This is a genomic window from Indolivaga alginatilytica (assembly GCF_003201355.1).
In the GTDB taxonomy this organism is placed as follows: Bacteria; Bacteroidota; Bacteroidia; order Bacteroidales; family Dysgonomonadaceae; genus Dysgonomonas_A; species Dysgonomonas_A alginatilytica.
The window spans coordinates 145,375-161,430 of record NZ_QICL01000003.1 but is presented as its reverse complement, the minus strand read 5'-3'; the positions used below and the strand labels follow the sequence as shown (position 1 = coordinate 161,430).

General features: G+C 35.8%; 17 protein-coding genes. 9 read left to right on the top strand and 8 right to left on the bottom strand.

Translation table 11 applies throughout. The annotated features are described in order from the left end of the window. The first annotated feature begins 265 nt into the window (after window positions 1–265). Both CLV62_RS04620 and murI read left to right on the top strand, forming a co-directional pair. Window positions 266–808, top strand: coding sequence for an OmpH family outer membrane protein (locus CLV62_RS04620; RefSeq protein ID WP_110309620.1), 543 nt, complete (start codon window positions 266–268; stop codon window positions 806–808). 43 nt (window positions 809–851) lie between these two features. Beyond that, window positions 852–1,688, top strand: a complete 837-nt coding sequence (gene murI / locus CLV62_RS04615) for a glutamate racemase (RefSeq protein WP_110309619.1) — start codon at window positions 852–854, stop codon at window positions 1,686–1,688. 125 nt (window positions 1,689–1,813) lie between these two features. Here murI and CLV62_RS04610 read toward each other — a convergent pair whose 3' ends face one another. The 7 genes from CLV62_RS04610 to CLV62_RS04580 form a co-directional block, all read right to left on the bottom strand. After that, window positions 1,814–2,119, bottom strand: coding sequence for a T9SS type A sorting domain-containing protein (locus CLV62_RS04610; RefSeq protein WP_110309618.1), 306 nt, complete (start codon window positions 2,117–2,119; stop codon window positions 1,814–1,816). 76 nt (window positions 2,120–2,195) lie between these two features. Continuing rightward, complete coding sequence (locus tag CLV62_RS04605; RefSeq protein ID WP_110309617.1) at window positions 2,196–3,110, bottom strand: ribonuclease Z; 915 nt, start codon at window positions 3,108–3,110, stop codon at window positions 2,196–2,198. Beyond that, window positions 3,107–3,688: a 7-carboxy-7-deazaguanine synthase QueE gene (locus CLV62_RS04600; RefSeq protein WP_110309616.1), complete on the bottom strand. Its 582-nt coding sequence runs from the start codon at window positions 3,686–3,688 to the stop codon at window positions 3,107–3,109. Before CLV62_RS04600 ends, CLV62_RS04605 begins: the two co-directional genes overlap by 4 nt. Next, window positions 3,678–4,031, bottom strand: a complete 354-nt coding sequence (locus CLV62_RS04595; RefSeq protein ID WP_110309615.1) for a 6-pyruvoyl trahydropterin synthase family protein — start codon at window positions 4,029–4,031, stop codon at window positions 3,678–3,680. The genes CLV62_RS04600 and CLV62_RS04595 overlap by 11 nt, the downstream gene beginning before the upstream one ends. 85 nt (window positions 4,032–4,116) lie before the next feature. Beyond that, window positions 4,117–5,244 carry an endonuclease/exonuclease/phosphatase family protein gene (locus CLV62_RS04590; protein WP_170120014.1) on the bottom strand — a complete coding sequence of 376 codons (1,128 nt, stop codon included), beginning with the start codon at window positions 5,242–5,244 and terminating at the stop codon, window positions 4,117–4,119. Next, window positions 5,228–6,112 (bottom strand): rhomboid family protein, encoded by an 885-nt coding sequence (locus CLV62_RS04585; protein ID WP_170120013.1) that lies wholly within the window; start codon window positions 6,110–6,112, stop codon window positions 5,228–5,230. Before CLV62_RS04585 ends, CLV62_RS04590 begins: the two co-directional genes overlap by 17 nt. Further along, the gene (locus CLV62_RS04580) at window positions 6,096–6,857 is read right to left on the bottom strand and encodes a rhomboid family intramembrane serine protease (protein WP_110309613.1); all 762 of its coding nucleotides are present in this window, start codon (window positions 6,855–6,857) and stop codon (window positions 6,096–6,098) included. Before CLV62_RS04580 ends, CLV62_RS04585 begins: the two co-directional genes overlap by 17 nt. 322 nt (window positions 6,858–7,179) lie before the next feature. Between CLV62_RS04580 and CLV62_RS04575 the strand changes: the two genes are divergently transcribed. The 6 genes from CLV62_RS04575 (at window position 7,180) to CLV62_RS04550 (ending at window position 13,047) form a co-directional block, all read left to right on the top strand. Continuing rightward, window positions 7,180–7,446, top strand: a complete 267-nt coding sequence (locus tag CLV62_RS04575) for an HU family DNA-binding protein (protein ID WP_050709651.1) — start codon at window positions 7,180–7,182, stop codon at window positions 7,444–7,446. A 322-nt stretch (window positions 7,447–7,768) separates the two neighbouring features. Further along, window positions 7,769–9,568, top strand: a complete 1,800-nt coding sequence (argS, locus tag CLV62_RS04570; protein WP_110309612.1) for an arginine--tRNA ligase — start codon at window positions 7,769–7,771, stop codon at window positions 9,566–9,568. Between the two features lie 281 nt (window positions 9,569–9,849). Further along, window positions 9,850–10,404, top strand: a complete 555-nt coding sequence (locus CLV62_RS04565; protein WP_110309611.1) for a PspC domain-containing protein — start codon at window positions 9,850–9,852, stop codon at window positions 10,402–10,404. Window positions 10,405–10,565: 161 nt separating this feature from the next. Further along, window positions 10,566–10,931 carry a PadR family transcriptional regulator gene (locus tag CLV62_RS04560; protein WP_110309610.1) on the top strand — a complete coding sequence of 122 codons (366 nt, stop codon included), beginning with the start codon at window positions 10,566–10,568 and terminating at the stop codon, window positions 10,929–10,931. Window positions 10,932–10,964: 33 nt separating this feature from the next. Beyond that, window positions 10,965–12,383 (top strand): PspC domain-containing protein, encoded by a 1,419-nt coding sequence (locus tag CLV62_RS04555; protein WP_110309609.1) that lies wholly within the window; start codon window positions 10,965–10,967, stop codon window positions 12,381–12,383. Window positions 12,384–12,582: 199 nt separating this feature from the next. Continuing rightward, entirely contained in the window at window positions 12,583–13,047 is a 465-nt protein-coding gene (locus CLV62_RS04550; RefSeq protein WP_110309608.1) for a DUF3836 domain-containing protein, read from the top strand. Between the two features lie 86 nt (window positions 13,048–13,133). Here the strand turns inward: CLV62_RS04550 and dusB are convergent, their stop codons facing one another. Then, window positions 13,134–14,120 carry a tRNA dihydrouridine synthase DusB gene (gene dusB, locus CLV62_RS04545; protein ID WP_110309607.1) on the bottom strand — a complete coding sequence of 329 codons (987 nt, stop codon included), beginning with the start codon at window positions 14,118–14,120 and terminating at the stop codon, window positions 13,134–13,136. Between the two features lie 1,004 nt (window positions 14,121–15,124). Here dusB and CLV62_RS04540 point away from each other — a divergent pair. Further along, entirely contained in the window at window positions 15,125–15,970 is an 846-nt protein-coding gene (locus CLV62_RS04540) for a prephenate dehydratase (RefSeq protein ID WP_110309606.1), read from the top strand. The last annotated feature ends 86 nt before the right edge of the window (window positions 15,971–16,056 follow it).

Genomic DNA, 16,056 nt, shown 5'->3' with positions numbered 1-16,056 from the left:
AACCTAAGAACCAATTGATAGTTGTAACCAAGCAATCATGCCTTGATCGGTGGTATCCCACAAAATATACCACCGAAAACACACAACTATCAATCAGGTACGGCGGTAGAGGCCCGATAAATCTACGCTGAATCTTTGTATTAAGTAAAGGAAAGTATATCATTAAATACTTTCGAATTATAACAGACTATTGCTGTTATGCTTACCAAAGCAACAAAAAGGTCTAAGACCTTAACCATTCAATAATATTAATTTTCATTCTATTATGATGGCCAAAAGAATATTTCTTTCTGCATTACTTATTATATCAATTACATTCATCCATACTATTTCAGCACAGTCAATTCAGACGACTAGCGAAAAAACTGCATACATCAATTCTATTGAATTACTGGAGACAATCCCAGGTAAGGTAGCCGCTTCCAAAGCAATCAGCGAATTGAATCAGAAATACAAAGATGAACTGGCGGTAATGCAAAATGATTACAATAATAAGTATACCGACTTTTTATCCAACCAAAATAAATTAGCCGAAAGCATTAAGTTGAGACGTATGCAGGAACTATATGAATTGGAACAGAATATAAACCGTTTCATGAAAGTAGCTCAGGAAGACGTTGAAAGTCAGGAAGCACAATTGATCGCTCCCCTCCGCGAGAGACTAAAAGAGGTTGTTAATCAGATAGGAATAGAGCAAGGATATACCTGCATATATGACAGGGCTAATCCTGCTATTGCATTCCTTACGCCCAACGCTATCGATGCAAATCCATTGGTAAAAGCCAGATTACAATCAAACAGAAGATAAATCCATCGGATTTTACTTGCCCCCAGATCAAAGAGGCTCAATTATGAAAAAGAATCTCACTCCAGGATCAATCGGAGTATTCGACTCAGGATACGGAGGATTAACCATTCTCTCCGAAATACAAAAGCTACTTCCTCAATACGATTATATTTACTTGGGCGATAACTCGAGGGCACCTTACGGAACCCGATCATTCGATGTAGTATATGAATTTACGAAGCAAGCTGTTTTAGCTCTCTTTGAGCAAGGCTGCAACCTTGTTATACTGGCTTGCAACACAGCCTCAGCAAAGGCGTTGAGAACAATCCAACAAAACGACCTGCCCCATATCAATCCGAACAAAAGAGTACTTGGAATAATACGTCCTACTGCCGAAATTATAGGTAATATAAGTAAAACCCGTCATATAGGTATTGTAGGAACTCCCGGAACTATACAATCGGAATCGTATTCGATAGAAATAAATAAATTATATCCTGACATTATAGTTAACACCCATGCTTGCCCTATGTGGGTTCCAATAGTAGAGAATAACGAATTTAATAGCCCCGGAGCCGATTATTTTATACAGAAAGATATGAATAGTATCTTAAGCAAAGATGAATCTATAGACACGCTTATATTAGGATGCACCCACTACCCTCTTTTACTTGATAAAATCAGACAATATGCACCATCCGGGTTACAGATATTAACTCAGGGGAAATATATCGCTGAAAGCCTCGAAAACTACCTTAACCGCCACCCTGAGATAGAGGAAAACTGCACTAAACATGGAGAAACTAAATATTACACGACAGAATCTGCATCTAAGTTCAAAGAGTCTGCATCCATATTTCTAAATAAGGAAATAGAAGTAGAAAGAGTCAACATAGAATAAAATACAAAGTCTTTGGCTATTTTGTCGAATACTTTACACATACAAATTGAACTCTATAATAATACATTATAGGGTTATTTTTTGTTAGATAGGAAATGGAGAGGTGATAAAATCAGAAAAAGCGGTTATTTAACTACCACTTTCTTTGTTACATTATCTGATTTGAGGATATAATATCCTTTAGGAAGATTTACACGGTTGGAATTTGTTCCACTATTAACGTTGAAAGTCATAACTTTAGTTCCCAAAATATTAAAAACCTCTATAGTACCATCTTGTGGCAGGTTTTCTACTACAAACTTTTCGCCATTGATGGTTAGTTCAACTCCTTGTTTTTCAGAGTCAAACCCATCTTTCCTATCTTGAGAGAACCCCACGAAAGGCAAAGCAAAGAAGGCTGCCAGTATTAATATTTTTATTATCTTTTCCATTTGTTAAATTAGATGCTTACAAATATAATGCTTTTTAGTTAAATTCAACTGGTAAAACACTTTTTTTTTCAGCGTTTTACAATTTTTCCAATAATAATTCGTTAGCAAGAATAGTATGAGGAAAAATCTTCACTGCCTCATCCAAAAACAAGCTGTCGTCAGAGTATCTTGACGAGTAATGACCCAGCATTAATTTCTTCACATTGGCCTTCAAAGCAATCTGTGCAGCCTGCCTTGCCGTTGTGTGTCTGGTATCTCTTGCACGAGCCTTATCCTCTTCCAGAAAAGTAGCCTCATGATACAACAAATCCACTCCCTGTATAATCGGAATTATATCCTCCTTGTATGCTGTATCTGAGCAGAATGCATATTTACGGGAAGCATCCGCCGGTTTAGTCAATCTATTGTTGAGAATAACTTGACCATCCTCTGCAATATAATCCGCACCTTTTTTTATACCTGCCAGATCTTTTATCGGAATATTATAAAATTTAATAGCTGCTCCATCCAGATGTAAATCATTCTCAGCTTCTTCGAAAAGAAATCCCGCACAAGCAACCCGATGATCTAATGGTATAGTGGAAACTTTTACAGATCGATCCTGATAAATTACTTCATGTTTGGTATGATCAAAGGGCTTTATTATTACCTGAAACGATAAATCTTTACAAAAATAGTCTAATTGAGGACGTAAAAGTTTCTCCAGATCGGCAACCGCATGTATAACTAAATCACCGGTTCTACCTAATAAGCCCAAAGTAGATATCAAGCCGATCAAACCAAAACAATGGTCACCATGTAAATGAGAGATAAATATTTGATTCAGACGATTGAAACGTAAACGGGCTCTTCTGAATTGCAGCTGAGTACCCTCACCGCAATCTATCATGAATAATTTTTCTCTGACATTTAAAACTTGTGCTGTGGGAGCATGTTGCATGGTTGGCAAAGCTGAGCCACAACCCAATATATGTAATTCAAATTTATTCATTCGATATGTATCAATTTATGCACCTGCAGGCTTAAACTCCACTGCGGATTCTCTTTCACCAAGTCAACACAGTAACTGACATTATCCGGATTAATCTTATCCCCATCGAATATAGGACTCACAAAATATTTATCAGCTTTTGGAAATACCGATACATCTGGCAATATATTCCCTCTTTCAATTGGAATACGGATTTCATTTACCACAGGAATCTTCTTACGAATGTCCTCATATTTCATTTTAGGACTGCACGTAATATAATCTATCAGAGATGGTACGCGTCGTGTACCGTTTGTTTCTATGGCTTGTTTATAACCTTTATCTCTAAAGAAAGCCACATGCTCATCTTTTAACTGAATAGTAGGTTCACCACCCGTCCAGATAATCCATTTACAAGGGTATACAGCAATAGCCTCAGCTATCTCATCCAAAGTCATATCATCACCTTCTGCAAAATCTGTATCACAAAAAGAACATGTCAGATTACACTGGGTCAGTCTGATAAATATAGAAGGCTCTCCTACTCTACCCCCTTCACCCTGCAATGAATAAAATATTTCATTTACGTTAAGCTTCATATATAGCAGATGTTTTAGGTGTTTCGCAAACTTCGACAGCATATATCTGCGGAATTTCTTTCACGAAAATAGTATACAACTCACGTGCTATGTTTTCGGCTGTAGGATTTACTGAAAACACATCATTCAGGTGCCTGTGATCTAAAGTGTTGTCTATATATTCTTTTATAATACTCAACTCTCTGTAATCTTTTACAAAACCGACCTCATTTAAAGTCTCCGACTTAAGATGAACGGTAATAATATAGTTATGCCCATGCAATCTTGAACAAGGATGATCTTCGGAAAGTCCTTCTAATATATGAGATGCTGAAAAAGCAAACTGTTTACTAATTTTATACATAACTTTTTTTTGAAAATAAATATTCACTGATTATTAAATTGCTCTAACCAGCCTAAGCATTCAATAAAAAACCAGATCTAAGACCTTATTTAAAACTTAAATAAGCCCAAACGGGATAATGGTCCGAAAGTTTAACTTTATCTACTGTACATTGATACGCTTTCAAATTCTTCGAATGCATGATAAAATCTATTCTGAACCAAAAATAATTCTCGTGATAAGTTATTCCCGGTCCAAAACCTGTTTCAGCATATGAATCCAATAAATCCTTCTTTATTGTTTTATACGAATAAGATATCGGACTATCATTAAAATCTCCACAAACAATTACCGCATCAGTAGTTTGCTCTGCCACATAGCGAGCTACCATATCCACCTGAGGGGCTCGCTTCCTGTATGCCAAACCTAGTTTATTATCCAGATTTTGAGCAACTTCATCAAATTTACGGGAATCTCTGACTCTAAGAAAATCTCTATAAAGCTTTTTATCCTTCATTGTTAATCTATTAGATTCCAAATGATTATTTATCACAGTGATTATCTTACCATTTACATCTATCTTATACATCGCAACTCCGTTGTCTGAGGAAACAATAGGAATACTCTGAATAGCTTTGATCGGGTATTTAGAAAAACAAGCCAAACCATAAGCATACCCTCCATTAGTCGGACGCAAAGGTATCACCGAATAATAGGGATACACTTTCAGTACCTTCTGTAAGTTTCTCGTACTGGCATGCTTATCACTGGTAGAAGCCATGTACTCCTGCATACATATGATATCGGCATCTACCGATTTCAGATATTGAACCACAGGCATATCTGCCGTCCACTTCTTGTCCAGTTCCCAATTAAACCCTCTTACATTATAAGACAATATCTTAATACTTCCTTCAGGGGGGCTACTCCGAAATATATTAACAGGGAAATAAGTGATAATCGGACTATAACATATAACCAAAACCACGATATTCAACAGCACCACTTTCCATCTTGATGCAATGCACCAGAAAACAAGTAACAATAAATTAGCTACCAATATAAAAGGGAAAGCCAAACCTAAATAAGCAAATATAAGAGTTCGGGCAGGCGAAATACTCCAACTAAGAAAAGAGCTTAACAGCAATAGTAAGGTAAATATATTTACCCCAAGAACAAAAGATCGAAAGGTACGTCTTAAATATTCAAATATCTGCTTACTTGTTACTGGCATCAAATAATCGTTTTTTTTCATCATCATTCAAGCTATTGTAGCCAGACTGTTTTATCTTGTCCAAGATACGGTCTACCTCCAGAGATTCGCTATGCTTACGCTGATTATAACTTGCATCGTCTTTCGAATTATAATTATTACGCGTAACCCTCATCTTTGGCTTAGCTTTAAATAGATTAACAATCTTATCGATCAAAAGATTAATCCAACGTGTAATATCTTTTCCTTTTCGGTACTGAATTGCGTAATAATAACCGATCAAAGCTCCTCCTATATGAGCAATATGTCCTCCGACATTAGAGCTTCCGCCCAAAGCCAGAAAATCAAGGACAAATATAAATATTGCAATGTATATAATTTTCACACGTCCAAACAGGAGCATCATCACTTCCTGATCTTTATTGTAAAAAGCAGCTCCGAATATAATTGCCATAACCGAAGCCGAGGCTCCGATCATAGATGAAGGATTCATTTTCAGGAAATAAGGTATCGTATTAAATGTCAAAATATAAAAGAGTGCACCGGCAAGCCCGCCCAACACATAGAGGGCAACCAAATTTTTGGGTGTAAAATAAGTCAAAAATATACGTCCGAACCAATACAGCATAAGCATATTAAACAGAATATGCAATATCTCGTAGTGAACAAACATATACGTAAACAACACCCAAATATGTTTGGCTGTAGTACCGATATTAGAAGACACCTCGATATACGCCTGCAAATCGGGAGTTTGCAGCTCAAATAAAACTGCGAACACTCTCAATAATCCAATAACAAGAAACACAGCCACATTGACAATTATCAATTGTGACAATGAATCGCGGTATTTTATGTTATTAAATATTGTTTTAATAGAATTTCCCATCCCTCTTATTATTTCTCCTCCAATATAATACCAGTATAAACCCTGTCAACAATCCACCCAAGTGAGCAAAGTGTGCTACATTATCTCCGGCTCTATCCCATACTCCCATAAATAGTTCCATAATTCCATAAAGAATAACAAAGTATTTGGCTTTAATAGGAACAGGAAAAAACAGAAGCATCAATTCAACATTAGGGAATAACATCCCGAATGCGACAAGAATCCCAAAAACGGCACCCGATGCCCCCACCATTGTCTGATTTAACAAGGCATTGAAATTGCCCAACAATGGATCGGCATAGTTTCGACCCGTACTGATCAGTTCCGCTCCATTTTTATATATCTCCGCAAGAATATCGGGAGACAATGCACTTTCTGCCGAATTGATACGTATATACACAACCAACATATTAAATAATGCAGCTCCGATACCTGTCGTAATGTAATAAAAAAGGAATCGTTTCCCTCCCCATATCATCTCCAATGTTCTGCCGAACATAAAAACGGCAAACATATTAAAAAACACATGCGTGATTCCTGAAGGATCGTGCAAAAACATGTATGTGAAGAGTTGGTGAGGATAAAACAAATCCGACTTAAAATAATGGAGTCCCAGATAAGTCGAAATATCTATTCCTTTATTGGCAAATACAACCTGTACAAGCCAGAACAACACATTTATAATAATTATATTCAATGTTACCGGTGGCACCGATGCAAACATTCCTCCTCTACTCTGATTCATATAAGTAACAGTAAATATTATTTTTACATTTTGAAACTACAAGTATCTCTCGCTATTATACTAACCAAAGTAATAAATAAATCTGAGACCTTATATATTTTTCTATACTCTAATTTTAGGCAAATTTACGTATATTTTTCGTTAGCACAGCTCTAAGAGGCTTAGTTTGGTATTTTTTTAGATCAAAACCCCTTTTAAGGGCTGTTTTTTTATCTTTTTTTTTGATAGTTACTAAACTATAATCTATATTTGGTGTTTAAATATGTAAGTAAGTCGTTAAAATACAGTTTAATTAATTAATTTATTTTTTTATTGCAATATTATGAATAAAACTGAACTGATTAATGCTATTTCAGAAAAAGCTGGACTAAGCAAAGTTGACTCTAAAAAAGCACTAGATGCATTTATTGAAACAGTAGGTGCCGAATTGAAAAAAGGTGAAAAAATTGCTCTTGTGGGCTTCGGTACATATTCTGTATCAGAAAAAGCTGCAAGAAAGGGTATCAATCCCAGAACTAAAGAAGCTATTGATATTCCAGCAAAAAAAGTGGTTAAATTCAAAGCCGGAGCTGAATTATCTGACCTGTAAAATCAGAGCACAAAGATTTAGAAAAGAGGGAAAAGATCTGTAATCTTTTCCTTTTTTTATGTGCGCTTATGATATTATAAGTAAAGGAAAATATTTAATAAACATAACTATCTACCGGCGTTTTGCCCGACCAAAGCAATAAATAATTTTGCAGACTTAAAAGACACCAATAAAAAGCATTCCATTTTCAGAGTATAATAAGCTTCGACTAATGCGCTTATCCAAGTAATAAAACAACCTGACACCTTACCTTTTCAATCCTTTTTTGTAGCTTTGCACCTTAAATTTACAATAGAAAATAAAAGACGAAACTTTTTTAATAATGAAAGTAGAACAAACAATACTGACAAGTATTATTTCGGCAATCAAACATTTATATAATACGGAAGTAGATAGCTCTTTGGTTCAGCTCCAAAAAACAAGAAAGGAATTTAAAGGACATCTTACACTTGTTGCATTTCCTTTTCTGAAAATTTCGAAAAAAGGACCCGAACAAACAGGTCAGGAAATTGGAGAATGGCTGAAAGAAAACAGTCCCGAAGTTGCAGACTTTAACGTTGTAAAGGGTTTTCTAAATCTCGAAATAAACTCATCATGCTGGGTCGGGTTGCTTTCTGATATAAACTCCGAGGAAAATTACGGGATAGTACAACCAACCGATAATTCGCCGTTGGTAATGATCGAGTACTCATCGCCCAATACCAATAAACCTCTCCATTTAGGACATATCCGTAACAACCTCTTGGGATTCGCTCTTGCAGAAGTACTGAAAGCAAACGGATTAAATGTAAAGAAAACCAACATCGTAAATGATAGAGGTATACATATATGTAAATCGATGCTTGCCTGGAAAAAATGGGGTAATGGGGCAACTCCTGAATCTACGGGAGAAAAAGGAGATCACCTTGTAGGTGAATATTATGTTCTATTCGACAAACATTACAAAGCTGAACTGGACAAACTTCAAAGCGAAGGGCTTAGCAAGGAAGAAGCAGAAGCAAAATCGAGCTTAATGGCGGAAGCACGTGAGATGCTTAGAATGTGGGAAGCAGGAGACACCGAAACCGTAGAGTTATGGAAAACCATGAACAGTTGGGTATATGCAGGGTTTGGTGAAACCTACAAAGTATTAGGTGTAGACTTCGACAAGATATACTACGAATCGGAAACCTATCTGGACGGAAAAGAGAAAGTTCTTGAAGGTCTCGAAAAAAATATATTCTACAAAAAAGAAGACGGATCGGTATGGGTTGATCTTTCAGCGGAAGGCCTCGACCAAAAGCTACTGCTTCGTGGCGACGGCACATCCGTGTATATGACTCAGGATATCGGTACTGCCGAGCAACGTTACAAAGATTTTTCTATAGACAAGATGGTCTATGTAGTAGGAAATGAGCAAAATTATCATTTTCAGGTATTATCTATCATTCTTGATAAATTAGGCTTTCAATTTGGGAAAGACTTAGTTCACTTCTCCTACGGAATGGTTGAACTACCCAAAGGTATGGGACGAATGAAATCGAGAGAAGGAACTGTAGTAGATGCCGATGATCTGATTGAAGACATGATAACTACTGCACGGGAAACCTCTGAGGAATTGGGCAAACTTGACAATTGCACGGATGAAGAAGCTGCTAATATCGCACGTATAGTTGGTCTGGGTGCTTTGAAATACTTCATCCTGAAAGTCGATCCTAAAAAGAATATGGTATTCAATCCGGCTGAGTCGATAGATTTCAACGGAAACACGGGTCCATTCATTCAATATACATATGCGCGTATACAATCGGTATTAAGAAAGGCTGCGGAGCAAGGATTGAGTATCCCTCAAAGTTTAGAGAAAGAAACAAACCTTACCGAAAAAGAAACTGCGCTTATACAACTGATTGCCGAATTTGCAAGCACCCTCAAACAGGCGGGAGACGAATATAATCCTGCACTTATTGCAAATTATGTGTATGAGCTGGTAAAAGAGTATAATCAGTTTTATCACGATCACTCTATCTTAAAAGAAGAAGATAAGAACATAAAAGAATTACGATTAACCTTGTCCGCTAATGTGGCCAAAATAGTTAAAACAGGTATGCAGTTATTAGGTATCGAGGTTCCTGACAGAATGTAGGGTCTCAGACCCTTTTATTGATTAGTCTCAATAAAAATAATAGCCTCAGAGAGGAAGTGTATCTAATGCACTTCCTCTTTTTTTCGCCCTTCACAGTTAAATAAAGTTAAATAAACAAATAAGAAAAACACAATAAAAATCTGTATCACAACACATTAAACCAAAACACAAAACCTAGTACAATCCACAAGAAGGTATTATGTATTGCATAGTACTAAAATTATTACATATATTTGCATAACATAAATCATTGCATAGGAGAAAAGCTAAAAATTACAGATATGAAAAAAGTAGTAGAAGTCAATATCGGAGGAATCAATTTCACAATTGAAGATGATGCTTACATTCAATTGAAAGCATATTTATCGAGATTCGAAGCATCCTTACCAAAAGAAGATGCAAAAGAAATAATGGAAGATGTAGAAGCCAGAGTTGCCGAAATATTTCAGAAAGAAATAAAATATCCCAATCAGGTCATTGGAGAAGATTCAGTAAGAGTCGTTATTCAATGTCTTGGGGAAATAGACTCAACTATAAATTCGAATAGTAATTCACAACAAAAAACAAGTAAAAAAATGAAAACAAATAAGAAACTATATCGCAACATGGAAGACAAAGTCTTTGCTGGCGTTTGCGGAGGTCTTGCCTCCTATTTCGAAATAGACACAACAATAATCAGAGCCATCTTTGTTCTTGTATTCTTCTTCGGCGGTTCTGCCCTGCTCGCCTATATTATCCTTTGGGTAATTATGCCGAAAGCTGAAACCGTTATCCAAAAGATGGAAATGAACGGAGAACCTATAACTCCCGAAAATCTTAGAAATTACAGCAAATAAAGCCACAGATCTCTCTTTTGTGACAAACAATATTGCATCCAAGGCCTCGGACTTTCTTATTACCTTGGTATATAAAATATTCAAAGGCAATTATAGCGATAAGGCATCGCTTCAACTATTTAACGTTACTTATTATAACTAACGCATTAAAAAATCAGAATATGGAACCAATTAATGTAGACAACATAAAAGCTCAGATGAGAAAAGGCATTCTCGAGTATTGCATCTTAAGCATCCTTTCAGAAGGTGACGCCTATGCATCTTCGATCATCAATGAGTTGAAAGAATCGGAAATGATAGTGGTTGAAGGAACTTTATATCCCCTGTTAACCAGACAAAAGAATCAGGAGTTACTGTCGTACAGATGGGAAGAATCTACTCAAGGGCCACCCCGTAAGTATTACTCTATCACAGAGAGAGGCAAAGCAGTATTAGCAGAGCTCGACAATGTATGGGCAGATCTGGTAAATACGATTGCCCGCATCCGGAAAAATCAATTTCTGAATGTCCCTGAATCAAATAGTTGATAACAAATAACTACAACTTAACAAAGTACCAAAATGAAAGAGACAATAAAAGCCAGTATAGGAGGATACGCATTCACATTAGATGCAGACGCATACGAGATATTGAAATCTTATCTTGATAATCTGAAGCTCCATTTCGAGAACAAAGAAGACGGCACTGAGATTATTGCAGACATAGAAGCTCGTATGTGCGAACTCCTGCAAATGAAAGCAAGTAAAAGTGAAAATATAATCACGCTGGAAGATGCTAACAGCATTATAGGTATCATGGGGAATCCTGTTGATTTTGAGGAAGAAGCAACAGACACTGATAATAACAGCCAACCCGAAAAGCCTGAGAATACAACAATCCGCAAAAAATTATACAGAGATAAAGAAAACGGAGTTCTCGGAGGGGTTTGCGCCGGACTGGCAAAATTTTTCCACCTCGATCCTGTCATAGTCAGAGTTGCATACGCAGCCAGTATTGCGTTAGCAGGTTTTGCTACGGATAAACTGGCCGGTTATCTCCTTGCTTCCTACTTTCTATTATGGATAGCCATGCCCAAAGCCAGAACTATGGCTCAAAAACTGGCTATGTCGGGAGAAGATCCAAGTATAGAAGCTATAGAAAACAGGACAGCCAAAATTCCAAGAAAAAGAGAAAGCCACATGGGATCTGTACTAGGTTCTATTATTAAAGCAGTGTGTGGAACTATCATATTCATGATTGGAATAGGAATAATTCTACTTGGAGGATTTGCAATATTCTTTCCTGCGATAGTAGACCTTCCTTCTGTTGGCGACTTCTTAATCATATTTGGCTTCTACTCCAGTAATATCAATATTGCATTGGCAATTTTATGGTTCTTACCTGCAATCTGTTTAATATACTTAGGGATTATAATATACACAAAAATCACCCCTAAAGATTTCGTCATATTTGGTATTGCATTTCTGATATGGATTGGTGCAGGCTCTTATATAGGAATAATATCAACCAAACAGGCAAAAAATTATTACGAAGATGCCGATTTCACAGAAAGAGTCCATATAAATACCACATCCGATACGCTGCATGTAAGGCTTCATCCCGATTTACAGAGTGCATATCATTGGGGAAAAAATGAAAATGAACTATATACTTTAGACGGCGATCCTAAATCTTGGTTTGTTTTTCCAAAAGTTCGGGTAAATCAGGATACTATCTATAAAAATTTTGAAATAAAAATAAAAAAGACGGCCTTTGACAGGAGTTTTCAGGCAGCAAAAGCAAAAGCAACGGATGCTAAATTCAGCTATAATATACACGATTCACTGGTACTGCTCAAACCTCATTTGTACAACAGAAATCATCCGTGGAACAGAGAATTATTTGAAATCGAGATAAACAGTCCTCTTAATAAGACAGTAATAATAGATGAACCGATTAATTATCGTCACCATTTTTCTGACTACTGGGATAACGACTAAGTAATCAACAAGGTACATAAGTACAGGAGTAACTCTCAATGCTGTCATCCTTTTATATAACGGACGGGGTAATCACCGTCCCTAGCAAACAGCTCTCTAAAAAAAAGAGAAAATATACTAAAAAGCATTGGATTGTAACAAATAACCTCTTCGAGGAGTCTTATATCTAAACAGCCTTTAATTACAAATACTCAAGATCATGAAAACAATCATAATTACCTTAGCTATTTCAGCTCTTGCACTGATAGCCAATATTGAAAACGCCTCCGGCAAAGAAAGTCTCTATAAAAACAATGAAGTAAATAAACAAGGGCAAATAGTAAAAACAACTGTTTGCAAAGGTGAAGACGACAAAAATCTCATACTTATTAAGCAATACGAGAATAAGTATGACAACAATGGAAATCTTCGGGAGAGAGTATTATCTGTATGGAATTCTAATCAATCGAAATGGAATGCGATTCAGAAATACCAATATGAGTACAGTACTAATGGACAACTCCAAATACTGTCTTATACAACATTCAATGAATCAAATGAAATGTGGGAAAATGAAATAAAATACGCAATGTACACCTATGGTTCGGAAGGTCAGCTACTCACTATAGATTACCTGAACATTGGAGATAAAGGGGTATTAGTTTCCGACTTTAGTTCAAGATAAAATTTTTACTACTAACTCAATTATAGTCGAATACCAGTTGTGAAACCAGTATTCGACTCTTTATTTTCAGGATATCACAAAATGGCTTATTCAAGACCAAACTCTCCCGGGATAGAATCCAATATAGAAAATAATTCGTCAAGAGTTGCAGCCCTCAGCATAGCAATACGGGTCTTTTTGAAATCGGGGATACCTTTAAACAAGTTACTTGCCGCTAAATGCCTGCGGCTATGAATAATGCCTCCTCGCTCTCCCGAATGGTCTACATTCTTTTTAATATAGTCTTTCAGAATATTTAAATACCAGACAAATGATTCATCAGGCAACAACTCTCCCGTTTTAAGGAAATGTTTTACTTCTTTAAATATCCATGGGTTACCGATAGCACCACGGCCTATCATCACTGCATCTACACCCGTTTGATCAAATCGAAATTTGCATTCTTCAGGGGTAGTAACATCGCCATTACCGATAATAGGAATGTGCATACGCTGGTTGTTCTTCACATCTGCAATCAAAGACCAATCAGCATTGTCTCTATACATTTGACTACGGGTTCTGCCGTGAATGGTCAAAGCCTGTATACCCACATCTTGCAATTGCTCGGCAAGTTCTACAATTATTTTCGAGTCATGATCCCAGCCTAAACGGGTTTTCAGCGTAACAGGCAAATTTACAGCCTTTACAACTTCACGTGTTATTTCAACCATAAGTTCCGGCGTTTTCATCATACCCGAACCTGCACCCTTTCCAGCAACCTTCTTTACGGGACAGCCAAAGTTTATATCGATAATATCAGGCTGAGCTTCCTCACAGATTTTGGCAGCCTCTACCATCGCCTCAACCTCCCTGCCATATATTTGTATGGCAACAGGACGCTCAGCTTCGCAGATAATCAGCTTTTCTTTGGTCTTATTTACATGTCTTATCAAAGCATCGCTCGAAACAAACTCCGTATAAACCATGTCTGCTCCAAATTCTTTACACAAAACTCTGAAATCCATATCCGTAACATCTTCCATTGGAGCCAGAAAGACCGGTTGGTCTGTAAAATTTATATTGCTAATTTTCATTACTTTAATTGATTTAGGTCACAGACCTATTTATTATTTCAGCAAGCAGTCTAAGAAAAACGTTATTAGAACCTACTATATCTAAAAAATCGAAGACAAAGTTATATCTAATTCTTTAATTCTCCATTTTTTTATCATAGGTGATATATTTTAGAGTCAAACATTATTACTAAACAGAATAATTCTACCTAACAAGAATATCTCTTAAAAGAACAAGTGTTTTCTCATATAAAATGGAAGTAAGTAATAGCAAAAAACCACCCTTTATAAGCCTACATAAACCATTAAAATGATCATAGATAACTTCAAATAAAATCATTATATCATATATTTATATAGAACATAGGGACACTATAATTAATAAGCAATTTCACAAAAACATAAAATACAATACCTTATTATATAAGATATTACAAATACTATATTCTATTAGACAAACATAACACTAGAAATAATAAAAATAAAAAAATCAACAAAAAACAGCATTTATAACATCTAAAAGAAGGTATAAAAACAGAGTGAAATACAAGATTAGAAATTTACAAATACTATAGTTTTATATAAAGCAATAATTAATGATTGAAAATACGCCTAAAAAACTTCAAAAAGACATTTATATATCCACAAAAAAAGACTGCAAAATACAGTATATATAAGTGATCAATAAAAAAATATGAAAAAAGAATTGCATTTGTCAAAAAAATATTACTTTTGTCAAATCATTTTACGAAAAACAGAACAATGAGAAATTTTTCTTTTGCATACTACTTCTTTTTTTACTTTTACTTTAAAAGGTAAGACAGGATTTTGTATGTAGTAAAGAAAACAACATAATAGATATATAAAATCCTGTCAAGCCTGACGGGATTTTTTCATTTTAAGTATTCCGGAAAAATGAATGAAGTATTTAGAAGCTATAATAATCAATAGATATTATACTTGTCAAAGCAAGAAAAGGTCTCAGATATTAAGTCATATACAAACAAATAATAGAAATTACTCAAATGAGAAAGGTAGCAATTCAAGGAGGACTCGGAGCATATCACGGGATAGCAGCAGAAAACTTTTTTGTAGGAGAAGAGGTTGAAATCGTTCCCTGTATCACATTTAAAGATATTTTTACCTCTATCAAGAAAGATCCGAATATAATCGGGATCATGGCTATTGAGAATACAATTGCAGGTAGTCTCCTACAAAACTATGAATTGCTAAAGACAAATAAGCTACCTATTGCCGGTGAATACAAACAACGTGTATCGCATTGCCTGGCTGCATTACCCGGACAAAGTATACATGACATTAAAGAAGTAACATCTCACCCTATTGCATTGATGCAGTGTGTCGATTTCTTAGAAACTTTACCTAAAGTAAAAGTAGTGGAACACGAGGATACAGCACTTGCAGCAAAAGATATTGCCGATAAAAACCTAGTAGGCACAGCAGCCATATGCAGTACAAGAGCAGCCGAAATATACGGATTAGATATACTAGCGAGGGGAATTGAAACTAACAAGCACAATTTTACTCGCTTTCTTATTTTTGGCAACCGATGGATTGTAGACGAAATACAGAAAGACGAAGTATTAAATAAATCATCTATTGTTTTTACAGTGCCTCACAGCGAGGGAAGCTTATCGCAGGTACTATCTGTACTTTCATTCTATCATGTAAACCTGACTAAGATACAATCGCTTCCTATTATTGGCAGAGAATGGGAATATCAGTTTTATGTAGATATAAAATTCGATAATTATGAACGATATCAACAATCACTGACAGCAATACGTCCATTAATCAGCGATTTGAAAATATTGGGAGATTACCCTGAAGGAAGACAAAGTGAACTATAAAGGTTCGATACCTTTTCATTACTTTGGTGTAGGGGTGTGAACTATATGTTCACCTACAAAAGCCAGATACGCAGGTCTGCCCCTAC

What these genes read in the sequence shown, in the direction of transcription:
- CLV62_RS04600 (WP_110309616.1), bottom strand. Translation starts at nt 3,688, where the DNA reads ATGAAGCTTAACGTAAATGAAATATTTTATTCATTGCAGGGTGAAGGG.
- CLV62_RS04605 (WP_110309617.1), bottom strand. Translation starts at nt 3,110, where the DNA reads ATGAATAAATTTGAATTACATATATTGGGTTGTGGCTCAGCTTTGCCA.
- murI (WP_110309619.1), top strand. Translation starts at nt 852, where the DNA reads ATGAAAAAGAATCTCACTCCAGGATCAATCGGAGTATTCGACTCAGGA.
- CLV62_RS04565 (WP_110309611.1), top strand. Translation starts at nt 9,850, where the DNA reads ATGAAAAAAGTAGTAGAAGTCAATATCGGAGGAATCAATTTCACAATT.
- CLV62_RS04595 (WP_110309615.1), bottom strand. Translation starts at nt 4,031, where the DNA reads ATGTATAAAATTAGTAAACAGTTTGCTTTTTCAGCATCTCATATATTA.
- CLV62_RS04540 (WP_110309606.1), top strand. Translation starts at nt 15,125, where the DNA reads ATGAGAAAGGTAGCAATTCAAGGAGGACTCGGAGCATATCACGGGATA.
- CLV62_RS04620 (WP_110309620.1), top strand. Translation starts at nt 266, where the DNA reads ATGATGGCCAAAAGAATATTTCTTTCTGCATTACTTATTATATCAATT.
- CLV62_RS04610 (WP_110309618.1), bottom strand. Translation starts at nt 2,119, where the DNA reads ATGGAAAAGATAATAAAAATATTAATACTGGCAGCCTTCTTTGCTTTG.
- CLV62_RS04580 (WP_110309613.1), bottom strand. Translation starts at nt 6,857, where the DNA reads ATGAATCAGAGTAGAGGAGGAATGTTTGCATCGGTGCCACCGGTAACA.
- CLV62_RS04575 (WP_050709651.1), top strand. Translation starts at nt 7,180, where the DNA reads ATGAATAAAACTGAACTGATTAATGCTATTTCAGAAAAAGCTGGACTA.
- CLV62_RS04585 (WP_170120013.1), bottom strand. Translation starts at nt 6,112, where the DNA reads ATGGGAAATTCTATTAAAACAATATTTAATAACATAAAATACCGCGAT.
- argS (WP_110309612.1), top strand. Translation starts at nt 7,769, where the DNA reads ATGAAAGTAGAACAAACAATACTGACAAGTATTATTTCGGCAATCAAA.
- dusB (WP_110309607.1), bottom strand. Translation starts at nt 14,120, where the DNA reads ATGAAAATTAGCAATATAAATTTTACAGACCAACCGGTCTTTCTGGCT.
- CLV62_RS04555 (WP_110309609.1), top strand. Translation starts at nt 10,965, where the DNA reads ATGAAAGAGACAATAAAAGCCAGTATAGGAGGATACGCATTCACATTA.
- CLV62_RS04550 (WP_110309608.1), top strand. Translation starts at nt 12,583, where the DNA reads ATGAAAACAATCATAATTACCTTAGCTATTTCAGCTCTTGCACTGATA.
- CLV62_RS04590 (WP_170120014.1), bottom strand. Translation starts at nt 5,244, where the DNA reads ATGCCAGTAACAAGTAAGCAGATATTTGAATATTTAAGACGTACCTTT.
- CLV62_RS04560 (WP_110309610.1), top strand. Translation starts at nt 10,566, where the DNA reads ATGGAACCAATTAATGTAGACAACATAAAAGCTCAGATGAGAAAAGGC.